Genomic DNA, 20,325 nt, shown 5'->3' on the forward strand with positions numbered 1-20,325 from the left:
GCTCGTTGTTAGTGTCGATGTCATCGTCACCAGCAACTCTTATAATATATCACGTCCATCTGAGCAATGCAAGCTTTATTTTTGAAATCACTTATTTAAGTAATCTCTCATTTCCTTTGCCGCTCCAACAACGCTTATTTATAATAACCTATCCTTCTATTAAAAAGCAACCTTTATATAAATAAAAATAACCCGCTTAATGACTAAGCGGGTTATTCTCAGATAATGCTATAGTTACAGCTATTCTTAGTAGAATTTCGCTGCAGTATATTTGCTTGCTGATTTGATCAGTTCAGTTGATGCTGTTTTCTTACCCAGACCTGCATCCACTGTAGTATCAATCGTCACCCATTTGCCATTCAGGAACACTTCGTTCCAGGCATGGTATGAAGTTACATAGCTTGTATTCCCCATAACCAACTTGGTTGGAATCCCTTCACTGCGGAGCATAGTAGCGAACAAGGAAGCGTAATCGTAGCAGATACCCTTATTGGTAGCCAGTGTGTTGTCGTTGTTCGGAATATAATCTGTGCTTACGCTGTTGGCCAGAGAGTAGTCATATTTCACGTTAGCTACGATGTAATTGTAGATAGCCTTAACTTTGTCTGCATCTGTGGTCAGACCCTTTGTAAGCTGTGCTGCCTTTTGAACGGATTTATCGGAAGAACTCCACTTTACATTCTGTACAGAGCTCAAATATACGGCATTCACATTGCTCATTGAGAGAGATACAGTCTCGGAAGATAGTACCTTGTATTTGTTACCGGTAGTATTCTCAAGAACGGAGACCTTGTAAGAGCCATTACCTTGTTGCAGCGGGAACGTCTCGGTCGGTTTGGAAGTGTATAAGTTGTAAGTATAGCTGTTATTGTCCTTGGTAATCATGAGCTTCATCTTCTTGTCTTTAGGAACATCGTACGAAACCCCGATAACCCCTTGATCAAGTTGTCCAACATTTAACCAGCTTGAATCTGCATTAGCAGCTTGAGCAGTGCCTGTCTGCACGGAAGTGACGATCACAAAAAGTGTAATCAGCATTAAATAAAACTTCTTCATGGATAAAACCCCTTTCGGTAGCTGGCTGCCATTCTTACGGGAAGGCCCTTTAGCTTTGCGTCCCTACCTTTCGATAGGTTTGCCGTTATCGTATAAGCTTTATCTGTCCAATCTACTGCCACATAATGACAGATTCAGAATGAAAACAAACAAAAAAAGCCTCTTCATTCGGTAACTGGCTGCCATCCATGACGGGAAGGCCCTGTAGCTTTGCGTCCCTACCTTTCGATAGGTTTGCCGTTATCGTGTATTAGCTTTCATAGTTATAGCTTACCATATCTCAATCTATTAGCAAGACCCAAATCACTAGATTCCCGCAAAAATAGACTAAAATTTTATGTTTTTTGACCTTTCTCAGCATTGTCCTATGACAATCAGGTCAACTTTGCATGAATGATGAGTCTGTGGGTAGGGTTGACAAGCGGATCACAGGTAATGAGGGTCAGAATCTTATCATCATCCTTACCCTTCAGTACTGAAATATCGGTAGGCTCTACAATAGATACATCATATACAACATATTTGTATTCCTGTCCGCTTGTAATAACAGTAATGGCATCCCCTTTACCGACCTCATCCAGTCTGTTGAACAGCCGCCCTGCCGTTCTTGACCGATGTGCCGCAATCGCTGCATTGCCTACCGCGCCAATCGGAGCTGTCTCCTTCATATGCGCGGCTGCATGCTTCATATTGGTCTTGGTGGCGCCCTCCAGTACAGGCAGCTTCAGATCGATTTTATCGATTTCAATAATAGCGGTGATTTTGCCTCCCACTTCAAGCTCGGGCGCTGTAGTGGGAACCGGCTCTTCCGCACCAGACTCTTCAGCCAGCAGCTGGGTGACTTCCGCATAAGGCTTGCTCAGATCCTGGCTGGCAGGAGCCGTAGCCGAAGGAACGATTTCACTATAGGCCTGTTCAGCCTCTTCCAGCAGCTTCTGCTGCTGACGGTCCTCGTACCATTCGCTTCCTTTGGGGTAGAGCATAATCAGGACCCCGGCAAGTATAATCAAATAGGATAACTTCCGCATGACAATCGCCTCCGCAATATAGAATAAGTGCTTTCCTCCGAAGAATACGGGCAAGATATACGCTCTCTTTAAAATACCCACTTCCGGCTTCCAAAAAAATTAATGATTACTGTAACAAAGGTAACCAGCACCTTGGCCATCAGCACCTGGACGCCCAGCCGATCAGTCAGCAGATGAATCAGCAGCACCGAAATGCCCAGCACCAGCAGATTCAGCACAATAAATCTCACCAGCTGCATCCGGTCAAAGCGGCCATCCCCGCCTCTGTCCCTTCCCTTGAAGGTCACCTTTTTATTCCAGAAAAAGCTATTGGCCGTCCCGGCACTGTAGGAAATAATCTGTGCAGGGGTGTTAAGCATGCCCAGGGAATGCAGCAGGGTAAATACTGCAAAATCAATGAACGTGTTAAGCAGGCCCACCGCATTGAATTTCAGAAATTGGATCATGCCTGCGCGCCAAGCCTTATCTTGCATAATCGCTTGCCTTCCGCGTGTCTTCGGCCTCTGCCTCCGGGTAGCCTCGGGTCTCGCGTACGATATAAAGCGGTCTATCCTTAGATTCATCATAGATCCGTCCGATGTATTCCCCGATCACGCCCAGCAGCATCAGCACAATGCCGTTAAACAGCAGGTTCACCCCGACAATGGATGCCCAGCCCGGCACAGTCCAAGAGGTGAAGACTTTCTGGAATAAGACCAGAAACAGGTAGATGAAGCTGGAGAAGGACAGGAAGAAGCCGACATAAGAGGCGATTTTGAGCGGCTTGTGCGAGAAGGAGGTGATTCCGTCGAGCGCAAAGCGGATCATTTTTTTGAGCGGATATTTCGTCTCCCCGGCGAAGCGTTCCTCCCGCACATATTCCACCATGGTCTGCCGGAAGCCGACCCAGCTTACCAGCCCCCGTACATAACGGTTCTTCTCCTTCAGGCCGCGCAGCACATCGCAGACCTTACGGTCGATGAGCCGGAAGTCCCCGGTATCTGTGGGAATCTCCACACTGGTCATGCTGCTGAGCAGACGGTAAAAGATTTTGGCTGTCACCTTCTTAAAGAAGGTCTCTCCGTGGCGCTTCAGCCGCTTGGCATAGACTACCTCATAGCCTTCCTTCCACTTGGCGATCATCTGCAGGATGACCTCCGGCGGGTCCTGGAGATCTGCGTCAATCACCACAACAGCCTGGCCTTCAGCATAATCCATACCCGCCGTAATCGCCACCTGATGGCCGAAGTTACGGGAGAAGTCAATCAGCTTGACATGCTCATCCCTATTACTGATTTCGCGCATAATCTCAGCCGTACGGTCCCGGCTGCCGTCATTGACGAACACGAGCTCATAGGAATCCCCGCACTCATCCATTACTTTTTTGAGCCGTTCGTAGGTTATCTGAATGACTTCCTCCTCATTATACATGGGCACAATTACACTATATCTGGCCTTCACAAGGGTTCCTCCTCAATTTATTGTAAGCCACAGCTTCCTTGATGCGCTTCATCAACATCAGCTTTGAGCAACTATGCGGCTCTTACAGTTCCCCTCCTAGAATACCCAGGAAGGGAACCAGCGAAGTACATGAATGATATAACTGCTGTTCACCTGCATGCCGGACAATACCGGATAGAACATTACAAACAGAATGGCGGCGGCCGCAACATAGGCGTACCGCAGATATTTGGCACCCTGGAACCTGCCGTCAAGCAGCTTCAGGATGTACACAATAGATAGAATCATAAACGGCACCATCGCAAAGTAATGGTACAGGAAGGTCTCACGCGGCACAAGCATCCACGGAACATATTGTGAGAAGAAGCCGATCCAGATCATATACAGGCTCTTGTCCCGGCGCTTCAGGGTGAACCATACAGCCGCCAGCATCGTGAAGATTCCTGTCCACCAGATCAGCGGATTGCCCATCGTTACTATGCTGCTCGCCTTGCCTGCAGGCAAGCCTTCGCCGCCGCTGAAGAACCACACCGGACGCTTCATGAACGGCCACTCCCACCAGGAGGAGGCGAACGGATGTGTAGCTACAAGCTGACTGTGATAGTTGTACATATTCTTCTGGGCATCAATCAGCCCCTTAACGGTGAAGCCCTCTGCCGACGCAGATAGTGAAGGAATGAAGGACAGGCTGTATATGATTCCCGGAATGATGACGAAGAATCCGATGCAGCTAGCCAGCGTGATGATCGTGTTCTTCCAGAAGGACTGATCTGCAGTCCGGCAGGCGGCTTTGAGCTCCTGACCGCTCAGCTTGCCTTCAGCCAGCAGGCGTCCGGCAGCCTTGTATTCTCTGTAGCGTTCAATGAGTACCAGCGCAAGCATAATAGCAAGTCCTGCGCCTCCGTAGATCACGATCCACTTCGAAGCAACCCCGATGCCGAAGAACAGGCCGGACCAGAACAGCGGAGCCAGTGTGGTCCGCAGCGGCACCCGGTAGAAATTCATCGTGAAATACCGCTGCATGAAATAGAACATCAACATAATGAAGAATACACCGTACACATCGATGGTCGATATCCGCGTCTGGGTGAAATGCATGAAGTCCAGAGCGAATAATCCCGCTGCCAGTGCAGCATAGGTGGTCTTACGGAACAACCGAATCGCCATGATATAGATCAGCGGCAGCATCGCAATCCCGAACAAGGTGCCGATGATCCGCCACCCGAACGGATTGACGCCGAACAGCTCCATCCCTACCCCGATCAGCAGCTTGCCAAGCGGCGGATGCGTGTTCTCATAAGGAACAATATTATGATAATGCTCATAAGCCGTACGGGCATGATAGATCTCATCAAAATACGTACTGTTCATGAAATTAGAGTTCTTGGGAATGACGGACTGCTCGTCAAACAGATTGGCCGGCGTTCCTCTTTTAGCTGCTGCTCCCGAATCGGGTGTCACGCTTGCTATCGTCAGAGGAACCTCCGGTGCCCCCTGCTCATAGAAGGCCATCTCATTGAGGGTGAAGCCTGGAGACGTAACCGAGAGCTTGACATATCTTGCAGATACGTTAAGCGGCTGGCTTTTCCAGATGAAGACATTGCCCACATCCTCGCTTACCTCAAGCGGGCTGCTCCAATTATCAGGGGTCTGGCTGAATTCCAGCTGAAACTTCCCTGTTCCGACACCGCCGAACACATTAACCCGCTCCAGTTGATGGGCCTGCCCCAGATCCACATAGAAGCTCTCGCCGCTGGCTGCTGGCTCCCACAGAGTCTCAGGTGCCTTGTTATCTCCCAGATGATAGAGGGCAAGCGCCCCGTATAGCACGGTGATACCGAGCATCCAGATCCAGTCTCTGCGCTTCAGCTTCAGCGGAGAACGGCGCTCAGCAGGGGCAAGCGGCTTGATGCCTTCTGCAAGCAGCAGATCTGCTGCGTACGCCTCCTTGGGGGTAACCGGCTCAGGCAAAAGCTTCGCAGTTCGGCGGATATATACATCGTATCCAATATAGAGCAGATATATCGCAAGAATGATAGTGGTAATAGCTGTAACCAGAACAATGCCGTCAGCCGGCGGATTTCCGCCGGTATTCAGATACGCCAGTGTATAACCAACATTGATGTACTGGGTCAGGGAGAACCCGAGGAACAGGGTCAGGAACCGCCGGTCCCGGCTCTCCATGAAGGCGAATAAGGACAGAATCAGTACCGGATACAAGTAACGCTCATGCATTTTGGTACCGAATACGAAGACAATCGTGATCAGCACCATAGCGATGAAGTAGGACTTGGAGAGATCCTTGCGGTCCTTGGTATTGAAGGAATAATAAGCAGCAAGTGCTACTGCCACCAGGATGAAAATAAAGCCCCATATACGATACGGTATGCCGAGCCAGGTCACATCCAGCGCCGACCACATCGGGTCAGTCAAGGCATACAGATTGAATGCATTCACTGTGGAATACGGATAGGAGGACAGTGTGCTTTTGTAGAGGTTAATGAAGCCTGCAAAACCGCCGTTGTTCCAGAAGAACGGGGCTGCGAGGACAAGGAAAATCCCCAGTCCGTACAGGGCGCCCAGCGCAAGCTGCTTCCAGGCCCGGTGATGGTAGAAGGCAAGCAGCAGCACAGGTGTGAAAATCAGCGCCTGCGGCTTGATTAATGTAGCGACGGCAAAGAAGATCGCTGCACGTACGAAGCGCTTATCGACAACCCCGATCATACTGAGCAGCAGAAAGATGAGGAAAAAGGAATCCGCCTGCCCCCAGGCTGCCGAATCCATCAGCACAGCCGGATTGAACAGGAACAGCATCATCAGCCCCATAGCCAGCCCGGAGCCGAGCCTGGTTCGCGCGCTCTTATAGATAATCCAGCCAAGCACCAGATCCGAGAGCATCGCAGGCAGCTTGAAGAGAACCGTCTCGGCACCTGACCCGCCCGCAAAGTTAAACAATCCGCGCAGCAGGCTAAGCAGGTATAGCACATATAAGTACCCCGGCGGGTAATCGGCGAAATAACCTTCCTCATAGAATTTGCCCGGTCCAAGGTCGGTCAGACGCTGGCCCCAGGCCATGAAGGTGTTCATATCATTCTTATAGCCCTGTGCCGTAAGGCCGATCCAGATCCGCAGGATGAATGCCGCTCCAAACAAAACGTACAGCCAGCGGGTGTAGATTACATCCTCCTGTCTCAGCAGACGCTCACTGCGGAAGGCTCTTGTGTACAGAAAAGCAAAGAACAGGCAGAATACTCCAGAAAGCAGCAGCAGCTTGGCCGGAGACACCTTATGCGGCACTTCCTCCGGCTTGCTTCCGCCGTCCGCATCTGCCGGGGGAGCCTGGGCGCCGCTGTCCAGTGAGATGATATTCGATCCCTCCGGTACTGTATCCAGCTTCTCTACGGACAGATCATCGAAATAGGCCTTACCCTGAATCAGATTGGCATAGCCGCCCAGCGCAGCGCCGATTCCGATCTCGGTCTGCTCCTTGCCGGTCTGGCCGATGAACTCCAGACGCTGCCATTCACCGCCGGTATCGCTGGTAGCGGGATAACCGCCCCCAATGCCTACCGGGAAAATATTGGCTCCGATTCCCCCGCCTGCGGTGCTGGCTATTTTGACGTATCCAGAGATTCTGTAATAGCTATCCGGCAAGACGGTAACGGTCTGCACCCACTTCAGGTGATTGGGCTCCAGATTCTCAATAACCGCCGCTTTGCTGCCGGAATGAACCTCTTCCGACTGAACGGATATGGAGCCCGCCGCATCTCCGGCAATCCACATGTCCTTGGTCCAGCCTGCCGGTGCCCCCTCTTCGCCTTCTTCAAAGCCCGGGTTCTGCAACAAATTCCCTTCGGCATAAATGCTTGTTACAGGAAGAATAAATAATAAGAGCATTAGTATAACGGTTGCCGCTGCACGTACCTTCTTGGTCATCGTTCTACCCTCACCTCGTCAATGTTAATCCAGCCATTACCGCCGGTTATGTATACTTCTGCCTGTATCCCCTGCTCCAGAGTGACCGCAGGAAGTGTGACCTGTTGATAGGCTTCCGCCGCAGGCAGCTCTGTCTCTGCAAGCAGCTTACCGGCTGCCCGGATGCCGATCTTCCCGCCGCTGCCGCCGCTACTGGACATGACGGTCAGTCTGTACTCACCGGCTGATGCAGTGAAAGCCTGCGAAACGATGTTCTCCGTTCCGGGATCAAGATATGCCAGCTTACTCCCGGCGAAGGGGTTGTTGACAGCAACTCCCGTTCCCGCAGAGAAGGACCAGCCCGCCGTCCCTTCTTCAAATCCGCCATTCACAAATTTAAATGCAGCAGTCTTGGGTGTATCTTGAGGCCCGCCATTCTGTTCACTGGTGAGCATTACGCTGTAGTTGGCAAAACGCTTCACTCTGGATCCGGCGCTTGCCGCAGGCGGCGCAGCAGTATTCGCATAGATATATGCGGCATTCGCAGGCACCCTGTTCAGATCATCAAACCTGTATCTTCCAAAGGAAGAGACGCGCTGAAAGGCCTCTCCCGGATTGGCATACTGAACGGACTTCAGGAAATCATGCGGGCTGATCTGTTCATAGAACAGCACATAAATATAAGGCATATTCACCTGGTTCGTAAGATAGACTTCACCGGAGCTGTGTTCCGAAGCATACTGCACAGCCTCCCCTAAGGATTCATAGAAGACTGGACCGATGCGTTCAGGGAACTCGCGGAAATACGTATTGGAGAATAAAATAAACATCATGGCGAACCCGGCCGCGGCCAGGATGGCTATCCCTTTGACTCTGCCTGCCAGCCAGACGAATCCGGTGCTTACCAGCATAATGAACGGATAAAAAATAATATTAATCCGGTTAATATTCACAGTTGTAATCAACGCCATTAGCACCGCCACCAGGAACCATAGCAGCACGGCTCCCCTACCAGCGCTCTCCCTCTCCCGCCGGCTTGCCCACCAGGAATGCAGGAGAACGATCAGGCCGAGCAGTGCAAAAGGCAGCGCCAGCGGGTACGCATACCCGTAAGGAGAGATGGAGTTCCAGGCCAAGCCGTCACTTCCGCTCCACATCAGCTTGCTGAACGCAGTGAGGTTATCCGCAGCCGCCTGCCACAGCCTGCCGCCGAATACGGATGAAATCTCCTCCACGCGCGGGGTCGTGAGCTTCGGAATTGTGAACAGCGGAGTCGCTATATCCTGCATAGCGTAACGGTTAATGATAATAAATAGTAATATAGGCAGCGCCAGTACCGCAAACCATACGAAATTCCAGACCAGGGCACGAGGTCTCAGGACCTTGCTATATAATAGAAGAATTGCCGTACCGAGCGCAAATAGCGGGACGAAGAAGTAGGCTGTTCCATAAGCATACAGCGAGAGGGCCAGCATGCCGGTAAAGGCGTACAGCCACCTTGGATTCGCAAAGGCGCGCAGCAGAAAGTATACGGATATCAAAATCATTGTAGGAAACAGATTCGATTCCAATGCCCACCTGGACATCATAATATGCCACGGGTTAATGGCGATAAAGAACATGGCAGCGGTCCCGGCTCCAGACGAGGCCGACAGTCTTTTCATAATGAGATAGAAAAACAGCATGCCCAGTAGTCCCATGATCAGGCTCAGCGCCCTTACAGACAATGGCGTTAGACCGAACAACAGAATGAACGGCATGGACAAGTAGGCATATAGCGCATTCTGTCCGCTCCCCCAGGCGATCAGGTGAATTGGCAGATGAACACCATTCCGGTCCATCCCGTAGTGCAGAATAGAGTAGGCATCATAGCCGATAGAGGCTTCGTCCTGGTTCAGTCCCGGTGGAATAGAAGTTATGTATAGAATACGGACTATTGCCCCAAGCAGGAACAGCAGCACCGGCCAGGGCTGGCTACGGAAGAACTTGTACACTCGATTGAATACACCGGACACCATTTATCACCTCTTCAACAATATAATCTAAATATTGGTTGATGAAAAGGGTAAAACCCAGCTTGTCCCGCGCGGCTCCCCCCTTAAAAGAATAAAAAGAAAACGGCCCCTTCATATAATGAAGAGACCGCAGAATGTAAGTCAGAATCCGTGGAGCTTATTAGCCTTGGCTGCCGATCAGAACATAACGCAGGATGATCAGAATCGCCAGCACCCACATCATCCAGTGGATATCATATTTCTTCTTGCCGGCGATATTCGCTACACAAGCCAGAATCACGTAAGTAACAATCCCGAACGAGATCCCGTTAGCAATGTTATACGTAAACGGCATGATCACGAAGGTCAGGAAGGCCGGAATCGCCAGCACCATGTCCTGGAAGTCGATCTCACGGATCGATTGAGCCATCAGAACACCGACAATAATCAGCGCTGCCGCTGTGGCCGGACCAGGGATCAGAGCAACTACCGGAGCCAGGAACAAGGCAAGCAGGAAGCATATCCCTGTAGTTACTGCAGTCAGACCCGTACGTCCGCCTTCAGCTACACCGGCAGCACTCTCGACATAAGCGGTAGTAGTGGAAGTCCCCAGCATCGCACCGCCCGCAACAGCTACCGCATCTACGAACATGGCATTGCCGACACGCTTTTTGCCTTCTTCAGGGTTCTTCATAATTCCGGCACGTTCAGCAGTACCTACCAGCGTACCGAAGGTATCGAACAGTTCTACGAAGGTAAAAGTGGCAATCGCCGATACGATACCGGTGTGCATAATGCCTTCCCAGTCGAATTCCCAGAAGTTGAGCTGGGTGAAGTCAGGAATCCATGGTGTCTGCGGATTGCTCAATGAACTGAAATCCACAGCCCCCATTAGGATTGCAGCCACGGTAGTCCCGAGAATTCCGAACAGGATGGCGCCGCGAACGCGCAGTACCATTAAGATGGAGATCAGCAGCAGGCCGATAATCACGAGCTGAACATTGGTGTTCTCCAGGCTGCCCATGTGAATTACAGTTTCAAAAGAAAGAACATCTGTAAATTTGTTAGCGGCGATATCACTTCCGGCTTCAACGCCGATGGTCATCAGTCCGCTGTTCTTCAGGCCGATAATGGTGATGAACATCCCGATCCCGACAGTAATCGCATGCTTCAGGCTATCAGGAATAGCAGTGAGGAGAATCTGCCGGACCCTGGTGATCGTGAGCAGGATAAATACGATCCCGGAGATGAAGACGGCGGTCAGCCCCATCTGCCAGGTGAACTGATGCTCCGTGGTAGCGGAGGATAAGACGACGGAAGCGAAATATGCGTTAAGGCCCATACCAGGTGCCAGAGCGACCGGGAAATTAATGAATACCCCCATGGCAATGGTGAAAATACCGGCTGCCAGCGCCGTCGCAAGGAATACGGAATACCAGCCCATATCAATGCGGCCGAAGGCAGTCAGAGTGCTTGGATTAACCGACAGAATATAAGCCATTGCCATAAACGTGGTTATACCGGCCATGATCTCTGTACGTACTGTGGTGCCGTTCTCTTTCAATTTGAAAAAGCGGTTCAAATCGTTCTCCCCCTAAGGTTGTATGTTGTGCCAATACAGCAACACAAAAGCCGGCATCTGGGAAGACACCGGCCCGAAAAAGAGATGGCTGCCGGGAATTTCGGACAATCGCCGGAATTCCCAGAACAAGTTGCTCTTCTTAATCGTAGCCAGGTCATTACGGTGACCTCGTAGAGACTTCCGGGCCGATCCCCGGAATTATACGAATATATTTGCTGTAGCGCTTTATCATTTTAGGGGGAGATGACAGCTCTTGTCAATGGTAAATACGAACATTGGCCGTCAGGTTTACACAAATGTTCGTAAATTGAACATTTCTATGACAAATACTGCTTGGTTCAGGGAGAATCCGCCAAACATTGCAGCATAAATGCGGATAGTTCCGCACTAAATTAATTATAATCAAACTCTACATGGATTTGCATACAAAATGTATGTTAATCTGAATGAGCTTAGCGATAAGCATTAAATTTCTAATCAAGTTCCTTATCCGAAAGGGGATGTTTCGATTGGCTACTACTTATATGGTGGTTTCCGTTTAAAACTGCATAGCAGGCATACATCTTAAAAATCAGGCGAACGCCTGGATTATTTGGTATGCCATCCCAAGTAACCTTTCGTGAATATTGCTGTTTGCGGGATACGATGAAGGTCGTATCTTCTTTGCATCTTGATGCCGTAGAACAGCAGCTTCTTATTGAGGCTGCTGTTCCGCGGCATTTTTGCGTCCACCAAACAACAGATAAGGAGCTAAACCCAAAAACATGATTAATCTTACAACCTATGGATACACAGAAAAAGAGGAAATCCCATCCGGATTATTGCCTGGCAGAATTACAGAGCTCCGGCGGGAGCGCTTCACGGTAATCACAGAGCGGGGCGAGCTGACCGCTGTACTCAAAGGCGCGTTCTATCACAGTGCGGAATCGCGCGGGGACTTCCCGTGCGTCGGCGACTTCGTCCTGCTGCGTCCGAACGAAAGCGGGGAATCGCTCATTACAGCGCTTCTCCCCCGCCGCTCCAAGTTCTCGCGTGCGAATTATTCCGGCCATGCCGCAGAATATACCAGAACCGTTCTGGAACAGGTCGTAGCCGCCAATTTCGACTATGTATTTATTTTGTCTTCCCTGAACAAGGATTTCAATGTCACGCGCATGATGCGTTATTTGACCCAGGCCAGGCAGAGCGGCGGCCAGCCGGTCATCATTCTGACGAAGGCGGATCTCACCCCTGATTATCATCAGCAGCTTGCAGAGGTCATGCGAAGCATCCCGGATGTTCCGGTACACGCGGTCAGCAGCCATGCCGGGCTGGGATTAGATGAGCTGGCCCCCTATCTGCTGCCGGGCAAGACCGTTGTGTTCCTCGGCATGTCCGGAATCGGCAAATCATCGCTGCTTAACGCCCTGATGGAACGGGATGTTATGAAGGTCAGTGCCATCCGGGAGGAAGACAGTCGGGGACGGCATACCACCACGCACCGCCAGCTGTTCATGCTCCCTTCTGGCGCAATGGTGATTGATACGCCCGGGATGCGTGAACTGGGGCTGTTCGACGCCCAGGAAGGCATCAGGGCAGGCTTCACCGATGTGGAGGACTTATTCGCCGGATGCCGGTTCAACGATTGCCGCCATGAAGCCGAGCCGGGCTGTGCGGTACTCGCCGCCCTGGCGGAGGGCTCTCTGACGCATGAACGCTGGGAGCGTTACAACTCACAGCAGCAGGAGAACCGGTTCGTCCAGGACAGAACACACTATCTCAGGGACAAGGATGCCCGCAATCAGTCAGCTGCAATGCAGCGCAAGCAAATGAAGAAAAACGGAGGACGATACAAATGAAGATAAACCAAGATGCTTTATATATTGCTCTATCTCAACTTTTTAATACAACGATTACATCTGCTGACTACCAGACGTTACAGCTGCATGGCGGAACCTTGGGGGATGTGCAGCTGGTTACCGGAACGGCCGAAACGGCTGATGGAGAGCAACTGCCTTACCGTATTGTGCTGAAAATCCAGAAGAAATGGGAACGTTACGATGATCCGGATTCCTGGCGGCGGGAATATGACCTCTACGCTTCCCCACTGGGGGCAACCTTCACAGAATCCTTCCGCTGGCCGGTGTGTTATCACGCTGAGATGAATGAAGCCGGGGATGAAATGAGATTGTGGCTGGAATATATTGATGGCATCTCCGGCCTGGAGCTCACCGGTGACATGTATGAACAGGCCGCATTGGAGTTGGGACGGTATCAAGGGAAGTTGTACGCGGAGCAGCCTGAGGTGCTGCAAAGTCTGACCAACCTGAGCCATGCAGACCTCATGAAGAATACTTATCTGCACTACCGGTCTTGGCCGGTTGTCTACGACTATATCCGTTCAGAGGAATGCGAATTCCCGCAGCATGTGCGGCAAATGCTCATCGGCATCGATGAGCATTCGGACGATATTTTTGCCCGGATTGAAAGCCTGCCTCTCGTGTTATGCCACCGGGACTTCTGGGTAACCAACATCATCTATACTGGCGGGACCATCGCGCTGATCGACTGGGATACCAGCGGCTGGGGCTACCTCGGCGAGGACATCGCCAGCTTGATTGCAGATGAGGTGGATCTTGATCACATGATTGAATACTATCAGCGGTGTGTCCCTGCTTATTACCGGGGCTTCGCGGAATATGCGGGAGAGATTGCCCCGCTTGCCGGCCACTGCGTCTACGAATTCATCCTGCTCGTATTCGGATACCGGCTGGTGGAGGGATATCTTCATGCGGAGGATGATGATAAGAAGACAGAGTGTCTGGATACGCTGGAGAAGGTGTATGAATTGAAGAGCTTGCAGCTGTCCGTCTAAGCGGAAAGAACTCCAAATCTTAATATAGGGTTTTGGAGTTCTTTTTTGTCATAACCGTTTCAGCGAGAAATAGAAGGATAATTTATCGTGTGCAACATATAATTTCTTATATTTCGAAAAAAAACTCTCTCCCATCAGCAAAAATCGCCGGTAGAAGAGAGTTTTTATTTTATCCTTGATCTATTCCCACTCGATCGTCGCTGGCGGCTTCGAGGTAATGTCGTACACGATACGGTTGACGTTGTCCACTTCGTTGACGATGCGCACGGAGATTTTCTCCAGTACATCCCATGGGATACGCGCCCAGTCGGCAGTCATACCGTCGATGGAGGTTACCGCACGAATGCCTACGGTGTAGGAATAGGTGCGCTCGTCACCCATTACGCCAACACTCTTCATGTTAGGGAGTGCAGTGAAATACTGCCAGATCTCGCGGTCGAGACCCGCCTTGGCAATCTCTTCACGCAGGATATAGTCGGAATCACGGACGATGGTCAGCTTCTCTTCAGTCACTTCACCCAGTACACGAATCGCCAGACCCGGACCCGGGAAAGGCTGACGCCACACGATCGCATGCGGCATGCCCAGCTCTTCGCCCAGCTTACGGACTTCATCCTTGAAGAGGGTGTTCAGCGGCTCAATCAGACTGAATTTCATATCTTCCGGCAGCCCGCCCACATTGTGGTGCGATTTGATCGTCTGCGCCGTTGCTGTTCCGCTCTCTACGATATCGGTATACAGTGTACCTTGAGCCAGGAACGCGAAGTCACCCAGCTTGGCCGATTCTTCGTCGAAGCAATAGATGAACTCGTTGCCGATGATTTTACGTTTCTGTTCGGGATCGGAGACACCGGCCAGCTTGCCGAGGAAGCGGTCACGGGCGTCGATTTTGACAACATGGATATCGAACTTGCCGACAAAAGTCTCCATGACGCTCTCCGCTTCACCTTTGCGCAGAAGGCCGTGGTCAATGAACATACAAGTCAGCTGATCGCCGATCGCACGGTGAATCAGCATCGCCACCACAGAGGAATCCACACCGCCGCTGAGTGCGCAGAGCACTTTCTTGTCGCCGACCTTGTCACGGATATCCTTAACGGCATCCTCGATGAACGACTCCATCGTCCATTTGCCCTCGCAGCCGCAGACCTCGTACAGGAAGTTCGAGATCATCTCATTCCCCTTCACGGAGTGGCGTACCTCAGGATGGAACTGAACGGCGAAGAATTTGCGTTCATCATTACTCATGGCTGCAATCGGCGCGCTCTCTGTACCGGCATCCAGCTTAAAGCCCTCCGGAAGCTCCACTACATGGTCGCCGTGGCTCATCCATACCGTCTGCTTGCTCTCAAGACCTGCTGCAAGCACGGAGCTGGGTGCGAATACTACATCGGCTTTGCCGTACTCGCGCTTGGCGGAGCGCTCCACCTTGCCTCCCTGCTGCTGTGCCATCAATTGCATACCATAGCAGATTCCGAAGATCGGCAGCCCGAGCTCGTAAATCGCCGGGTCGACATGTGGTGCATTCTCCGCATAGACACTGCTTGGCCCGCCTGAGAATACAATCCCTTTGGGTGATAAGGCCTTAATCTTCTCCATCGGTGTATTGTACGGCAGAAGCTCGCTGTATACCCCCAGGTCACGAATTCTGCGCGCGATAAGCTGGTTATACTGTCCCCCGAAATCCAGAACAACGATTATTTCATTTGGCTTGTTCATTACTTGCCTCCCTTGATTATTGGATTCATTATACTCATGGTTAATTCTCAGCGTCAAGGAATTGGAGTCCCTCTGTTTCAAGGTTTTGGGATAGCTGTGGTAGGGCGGAGGTAATACCTGCACGAGGCAAAGGTAGCGGAAACAGGCTCGTGACCATGACAGTACATAATACCTGCTGATGAGCAAGTGTCTGCCGAATTCCCGCTGCCGGGAACCGACACCAAGTTATAGGGATAAAGAGAAGAATTGTAGCCGTGGCTGGCGGTGGATAGTGGCTGGCATGGGGAGCTTGGATTTAAATGTGGTCGGTTTTTCGATTACATTTGCCCCAGGTGCCCACGCAGCGCCGAATGTAGTCGGTTTTTCGATTACATTTGATCCTCGTGCCCATGCAGCGCTAAATGTAGTCGGTTTTTCGATTACATTTGGTCCTCGTGCCCATGCAGCGCCGAATGTAGTCGGTTTTTCGATTACATTTGGCCCTCGTGCCCATGCAGCGCTAAATGTGGTCGGTTTTTCGATTACATTTGGAGCGGCAAGCTTAGCCGTCACAAAGACGTCCGCTGCAAATGCAGGGACGCCGCTTCTCGATCAGGTTAGATGGAAGGTGATCATCAGGCAACGGGCTATGAAAGCCTCTGCGTCCATGGTATCGGCAGCGCTGGCGGGGGCGCAGCGTTGGGACGCGGAAGCCGTAGAGGGCGCGGTGGGTGACTTGGGCAGGGCGGGTGACATCCGCGCGGAATGCGACAAAGGTACGGCGTCTCCAGCGGAACCCGCCGACGGCAAAGGCACGCCGTCTCCGGCAGGGCCCGTCGCCGACAAAGGCGCGGCGCCTCCAGCAGGGCCCGTCGCCGCTAAAGGCACGCCGCCTCCGGCGCCGCCATACGCCAGGGTCTCCCACTGGCGTACAAACCCCCGGACGGCGGCGCGCAGCCGCCCGTCCTCGATAGCCAGGGAGTCTGCGTACTCCCTGGCGGTAACCCCGGGCAGCGGCGGCCCATAGCGCGCCGCCAGCCCGTGCCAGGCCGCAGCGGCGGCGCGCAGCTGCGGCTCACGGCCAAGCCTGCCTGCGCGGCGCACCGCGGGCAGCAGGGCCAGGCTGCGCCGCCAGCGGATGGCGGCAGCCAGCACCAGCGCCGCCAGCGCGAGCGGCGCAGTGTCCGGGCCGCCCGCCGGCGGCAGGGCGGCGGTGAGCGCGGCCGCGTGCAGCGCAGCGGAGCGGCGGGGGTCCGGCGGCACGGAGGCCGCCGCCGGGTCCGTAGCCGCCGCGCCGAGGGCAGCGGCGGCAGCGGCGGAGGGCGTGGGGTCGAAGGGGACCCAGCCCGCGCCGGGGAAATAGACCTCGACCCAGGCGTGGGCATCGCCGCCGGTCACGCTGTAGCGCTGCGGCATGGAGCCGGGCACGGCGGTTCCCGGGCCGTAGCCCTGGACGTACCGCGCCGGAATGCCGCTGCTGCGCAGCAGGACCGTCATCGCAGTGGCAAAATGCACACAATAGCCCTGACGGGTCCCGAACAGGAAATCATCGGTGAAATCGGCACCGGACGGCGGCACTCGGGTCTTCAGCGAATAGGTGTAGCCGTCCTGAAGATAACCGGCTACAGCTACGGCGGCATCGTAACGGCTCGCCGCAGCTGCGGTAAGATCGCCGGCCAGGGCACGCACTCTGGGCGGCAGAGCAGCGGGGAGCTGCAAATACTGGCTGCGCACCCCTTCGGGATCACTTCCCTTCAGCTTCCGCAGCGCTACCGGATCGCTTGGCGGCAGAACAGACTTGACGGTATATTCCGTAACCCCTGCGGAGCTGTAGACTTCCGGCAGGCGGAAGCTGAGCCTGTCCGGGCTGGCCAGCACGTAACCCAGCTGGCTTCCGTCCGCAAGCCGGATGTTCTGTACGTCTGTTATAGCACCTGCACTGAACAGCGGCATACTTCCAGTGGAAGGCGAGGCCAGCTGAATCCGCTGGATAAATGTCTGGCCCCCGGCTAATTCAGCATCCGCCAGAGCGGGCAGCGCCCCGGGCAGCCGGGGCAGATTCAGCGCTGAATACGCGGCTCCGCTCCTGATCCAGCGGCGGCCGTCATAATACGCCATGCTTTCCCCCCGCGAGTAGTAGGGACGGGAAGCAGTGACCGTGAAGGCCGCCTCCCGACTGGGAGTCAGGGGCATGCCAAGCTCTCTGTCCTCCATACTGTAGCCGGTGCTGCCAGTGCCGGGTACGCCTGCCTCCTCCGGTCTTTGCGCCGCTGCCCAGTGCTCCAGCTTGTCCAGCACCGGCTGCAGTGTAACCGGGGCAGCCGGGCGCGCACCCAGCCCTTGCCCGGCCATCCAGGCGGCCAGCGTTACCAGTACAGCTGCCGAGAATGCCCTGGCTCCCCAGCGGGCGTAAGGAAGAACAGGCCTTTCTGTCCTCTCTTGCAGGTGGAGCAGCCCGCTTAAAGCCCGCAGCCACAGGATCAGGCCCGCAGTGACCAGGACATCCCCGGAAGTATTAACGGCATAACCCATATCCAGCACCAGCAGATACACCAGCGTTACACCGGTGAACAGCGCAATACTTCCCCTGTACAGCGCGAGCTGCTGGACGGAGGACACCAGCAGCCCCCAGCCCAGCACCAGAATCAGCAGCCTGCTGTCCTCGCTTAATGCGGAGATCCGGCCAGAGAGCAACAGCAGGGCATCCTGTCCACTTTTCTCCATGGCATAGACCTTCAGCCACCCGCCCCCACCTCCCGCACCAGCACAGAGACCATACCAGGTCATGAAGATTAGAAGAAACTGACCGCTTGCCTGGACAAGACGGGGCAACAGCAGACAGCCCCATGCGAGAAGCGCTGCTGCCGAGAGCATCAGGAGCCGCAGGAGCTGTGTATGGTCCGCTGCCGCAGACAATCTGTAGAGCGGCAGCAGCCACAGCCCAAAGACGCCCATAATCGCCAAAGAGAACAGACCGCGATAATACAGAGGACTGTTCTCTCTTTTACCTGCGGAGCTGTTCTCTGCAAGGTCTGATTCCTGCATCCCTGCCGCTGTAAACCTGATGCTTCCGTAGCGGCGTTGCCCGCTGTGGGTTGAGCCCTTCGGACTGGCGCCATCCGTACTCGCACTAGCAGGAGGTGGAGTTATCCGGGAATCCATCAGGCTCCGCCCCCTTGTACCCTTGTGCAGGAGCAGCATAGCTCAGACAGTGAATCCTCGCGCCAAGCCGCATCAGACTTCCCGCAATCGTATCCGAGGCAGGCGGTCTGCTGTTCCCGTAAGCTGCGGGATCATGCTGACCGGTTGTTTCCCACCCCTCCGGTGCCAGCCTGCTGCTGCGGGATAGCTCCGGCAGCGTCCCCGCTGCTCCGGCCGGGCTCCGCACAGGACTACCGGGAGTCCGGCTCGGAGAAGGCTGGTCCCAGACATAATACAGCTCCACCCTGATTCCTTGAACCAGGAAGCGGGCCAGCGTTCTCGCCGACTCCTCCTCCAGCCTGCCGGTAACGACCGATACCGTCATCCCGGGAATCCAGCTCTGTGACGCATCCTCCAGCAGTCTGCTGAGACTCTGTGAACCGGAAGGAGCAATCTCTGTAAGCAGATCCCGGACCCTCCCGGGGATCTGGCCCAGCCCCTCATGTCTGGCCATTCCTTCCGGCCAGCCGCCGCTGAAGAGCTGGATGTAGCTGCCGGTACGCTCGGCAGAGAGCAGCAGCCCCATCGTAGCCGATACCGCCTGTTCAAAGGCCGGGATCACCGTCCTCCGCTGGCTGCGGGGAGGATGCGCACCGCCGGGAATCTCGTAATCCGCCGGACTGCTCGCAAGCACGATGCAGGTCATCTGCCCCGCTTCACGTTCCGGCACTCTGCTCTGCAGGTTGCCTTTACGGGCGCTGCTCTTCCAGTGAATCCGGCTGAACGGATCACCCGGCGCATAATCACGGATATCCGCTGCCTGCGGGCTGCTGTGGTTCCCCCGCCCGGACACACGGTCTCCCGGCAGCAAGCCGGTATCCGGCACAACTGTGCCCATATATAACGCCCTTGGCAGCACCTTGAAGTCCGCCTTGCCGCCCGGCTGGCAGCCGCCGGTGAACAGCCCCGGCAGATCTCCCCAGGTTACACTGCACCCATGAAGCTGATGTACACCCCTTGGAACGGACAGCAGCTCATAAGAATATTTGAAGGAACGCCGGAAGCCGGGAAACAGCAGCTCCTGATGGCTGCCCCCGCTCCAGTAATCGGTCACAATCATCCAGGGCAGCGGGATTCTGGCGGCAAAAGAAATCTCAACTTCCACAACGGCATCGTCCCCCGCCGACAGACGCGCAGGAACAATCGTGCGCTGGACACTAACTCTCCGGGGACCGCAGAGCTGCATCAGCAGGCCGCCGGACATGACCACTCCGCCCGCTGTCAGCAGCAGCAGGAGCGATTCTCCTCCGCGCCACATATACAGTCCTCCGGCAACTGCCATCAGGAGCAGCATTCGCCCCCACTCCTTGGCTGCGCGGCGGATGCGCTTCCGGGGGAACCCGGCTATCTCTGCATTCCCGTACCTGTTCTGCTGTGAATATACCTGTGATTTCGGATCTGTCAATGATGATGAGGACAAGGAGGACACCCTTCCATGGTCATAGACTAGCCTCCTGACAGCCTGTACTTTCCCTGGCTATACAACTTGCTGAGGCCTGTTGCTATCTATTCTTTCCACGAAAAAGGATGCCCAGACATTCAGCAGCCGCTTTTCCC

12 protein-coding genes and 3 riboswitches are annotated in these 20,325 nt (G+C 53.9%); of the genes, 2 read left to right on the top strand and 10 right to left on the bottom strand.

Going from position 1 to position 20,325, the window contains the following annotated elements:
• Positions 1-246: 246 nt before the first annotated feature.
• The 7 genes from MHH78_RS33290 to MHH78_RS33320 all read right to left on the bottom strand — a co-directional run bounded on the left by MHH78_RS33290 (position 247) and on the right by MHH78_RS33320 (position 11,015).
• Positions 247-1,056 (bottom strand): transglutaminase-like domain-containing protein, encoded by an 810-nt coding sequence (locus tag MHH78_RS33290; RefSeq protein WP_209877807.1) that lies wholly within the window; start codon positions 1,054-1,056, stop codon positions 247-249.
• 13 nt (positions 1,057-1,069) lie between these two features.
• Positions 1,070-1,150, bottom strand: a riboswitch (cyclic di-GMP riboswitch).
• Positions 1,151-1,223: 73 nt separating this feature from the next.
• Positions 1,224-1,305, bottom strand: a riboswitch (cyclic di-GMP riboswitch).
• A 125-nt stretch (positions 1,306-1,430) separates the two neighbouring features.
• Complete coding sequence (locus tag MHH78_RS33295) at positions 1,431-2,084, bottom strand: class D sortase (RefSeq protein WP_341170240.1); 654 nt, start codon at positions 2,082-2,084, stop codon at positions 1,431-1,433.
• A 68-nt stretch (positions 2,085-2,152) separates the two neighbouring features.
• Positions 2,153-2,557, bottom strand: a complete 405-nt coding sequence (locus MHH78_RS33300) for a GtrA family protein (RefSeq protein ID WP_340956266.1) — start codon at positions 2,555-2,557, stop codon at positions 2,153-2,155.
• Positions 2,547-3,524, bottom strand: a complete 978-nt coding sequence (locus MHH78_RS33305) for a glycosyltransferase family 2 protein (protein ID WP_036723823.1) — start codon at positions 3,522-3,524, stop codon at positions 2,547-2,549. Before MHH78_RS33305 ends, MHH78_RS33300 begins: the two co-directional genes overlap by 11 nt.
• Positions 3,525-3,620: 96 nt before the next feature.
• Entirely contained in the window at positions 3,621-7,460 is a 3,840-nt protein-coding gene (locus tag MHH78_RS33310) for a glycosyltransferase family 39 protein (protein ID WP_341170241.1), read from the bottom strand.
• Entirely contained in the window at positions 7,457-9,457 is a 2,001-nt protein-coding gene (locus tag MHH78_RS33315; RefSeq protein ID WP_341170242.1) for a hypothetical protein, read from the bottom strand. Before MHH78_RS33315 ends, MHH78_RS33310 begins: the two co-directional genes overlap by 4 nt.
• A gap of 157 nt (positions 9,458-9,614) precedes the next feature.
• Complete coding sequence (locus tag MHH78_RS33320; protein WP_209877814.1) at positions 9,615-11,015, bottom strand: NCS2 family permease; 1,401 nt, start codon at positions 11,013-11,015, stop codon at positions 9,615-9,617.
• A gap of 126 nt (positions 11,016-11,141) precedes the next feature.
• Positions 11,142-11,241, bottom strand: a riboswitch (purine riboswitch).
• 538 nt (positions 11,242-11,779) lie between these two features.
• On the opposite strand from MHH78_RS33320, the gene rsgA reads away from it, so the two are divergent.
• Both rsgA and MHH78_RS33330 read left to right on the top strand, forming a co-directional pair.
• On the top strand, positions 11,780-12,853 hold the full coding sequence (gene rsgA, locus MHH78_RS33325; RefSeq protein ID WP_341170243.1) for a ribosome small subunit-dependent GTPase A: 1,074 nt from the start codon (positions 11,780-11,782) through the stop codon (positions 12,851-12,853).
• Positions 12,850-13,869: a phosphotransferase gene (locus MHH78_RS33330; protein ID WP_341170244.1), complete on the top strand. Its 1,020-nt coding sequence runs from the start codon at positions 12,850-12,852 to the stop codon at positions 13,867-13,869. The genes rsgA and MHH78_RS33330 overlap by 4 nt, the downstream gene beginning before the upstream one ends.
• Positions 13,870-14,049: 180 nt before the next feature.
• Here MHH78_RS33330 and guaA read toward each other — a convergent pair whose 3' ends face one another.
• The 3 genes from guaA to MHH78_RS33345 form a co-directional block, all read right to left on the bottom strand.
• Complete coding sequence (gene guaA / locus MHH78_RS33335; protein ID WP_341170245.1) at positions 14,050-15,588, bottom strand: glutamine-hydrolyzing GMP synthase; 1,539 nt, start codon at positions 15,586-15,588, stop codon at positions 14,050-14,052.
• A 591-nt stretch (positions 15,589-16,179) separates the two neighbouring features.
• Positions 16,180-18,729: a transglutaminase-like domain-containing protein gene (locus MHH78_RS33340; RefSeq protein WP_341170246.1), complete on the bottom strand. Its 2,550-nt coding sequence runs from the start codon at positions 18,727-18,729 to the stop codon at positions 16,180-16,182.
• On the bottom strand, positions 18,698-20,188 hold the full coding sequence (locus tag MHH78_RS33345; RefSeq protein ID WP_341170247.1) for a DUF58 domain-containing protein: 1,491 nt from the start codon (positions 20,186-20,188) through the stop codon (positions 18,698-18,700). The genes MHH78_RS33340 and MHH78_RS33345 overlap by 32 nt, the downstream gene beginning before the upstream one ends.
• Positions 20,189-20,325 lie beyond the last annotated feature (137 nt).

The organism is Paenibacillus sp. FSL H3-0333 (assembly GCF_038002805.1).
Classification (GTDB): domain Bacteria; phylum Bacillota; class Bacilli; order Paenibacillales; family Paenibacillaceae; genus Paenibacillus_AQ; species Paenibacillus_AQ silagei.

What these genes read in the sequence shown, in the direction of transcription:
- MHH78_RS33295 (WP_341170240.1), bottom strand. Translation starts at nt 2,084, where the DNA reads ATGCGGAAGTTATCCTATTTGATTATACTTGCCGGGGTCCTGATTATG.
- MHH78_RS33300 (WP_340956266.1), bottom strand. Translation starts at nt 2,557, where the DNA reads ATGCAAGATAAGGCTTGGCGCGCAGGCATGATCCAATTTCTGAAATTC.
- MHH78_RS33310 (WP_341170241.1), bottom strand. Translation starts at nt 7,460, where the DNA reads ATGACCAAGAAGGTACGTGCAGCGGCAACCGTTATACTAATGCTCTTA.
- MHH78_RS33340 (WP_341170246.1), bottom strand. Translation starts at nt 18,729, where the DNA reads ATGGATTCCCGGATAACTCCACCTCCTGCTAGTGCGAGTACGGATGGC.
- MHH78_RS33315 (WP_341170242.1), bottom strand. Translation starts at nt 9,457, where the DNA reads ATGGTGTCCGGTGTATTCAATCGAGTGTACAAGTTCTTCCGTAGCCAG.
- MHH78_RS33330 (WP_341170244.1), top strand. Translation starts at nt 12,850, where the DNA reads ATGAAGATAAACCAAGATGCTTTATATATTGCTCTATCTCAACTTTTT.
- MHH78_RS33290 (WP_209877807.1), bottom strand. Translation starts at nt 1,056, where the DNA reads ATGAAGAAGTTTTATTTAATGCTGATTACACTTTTTGTGATCGTCACT.
- rsgA (WP_341170243.1), top strand. Translation starts at nt 11,780, where the DNA reads ATGATTAATCTTACAACCTATGGATACACAGAAAAAGAGGAAATCCCA.
- guaA (WP_341170245.1), bottom strand. Translation starts at nt 15,588, where the DNA reads ATGAACAAGCCAAATGAAATAATCGTTGTTCTGGATTTCGGGGGACAG.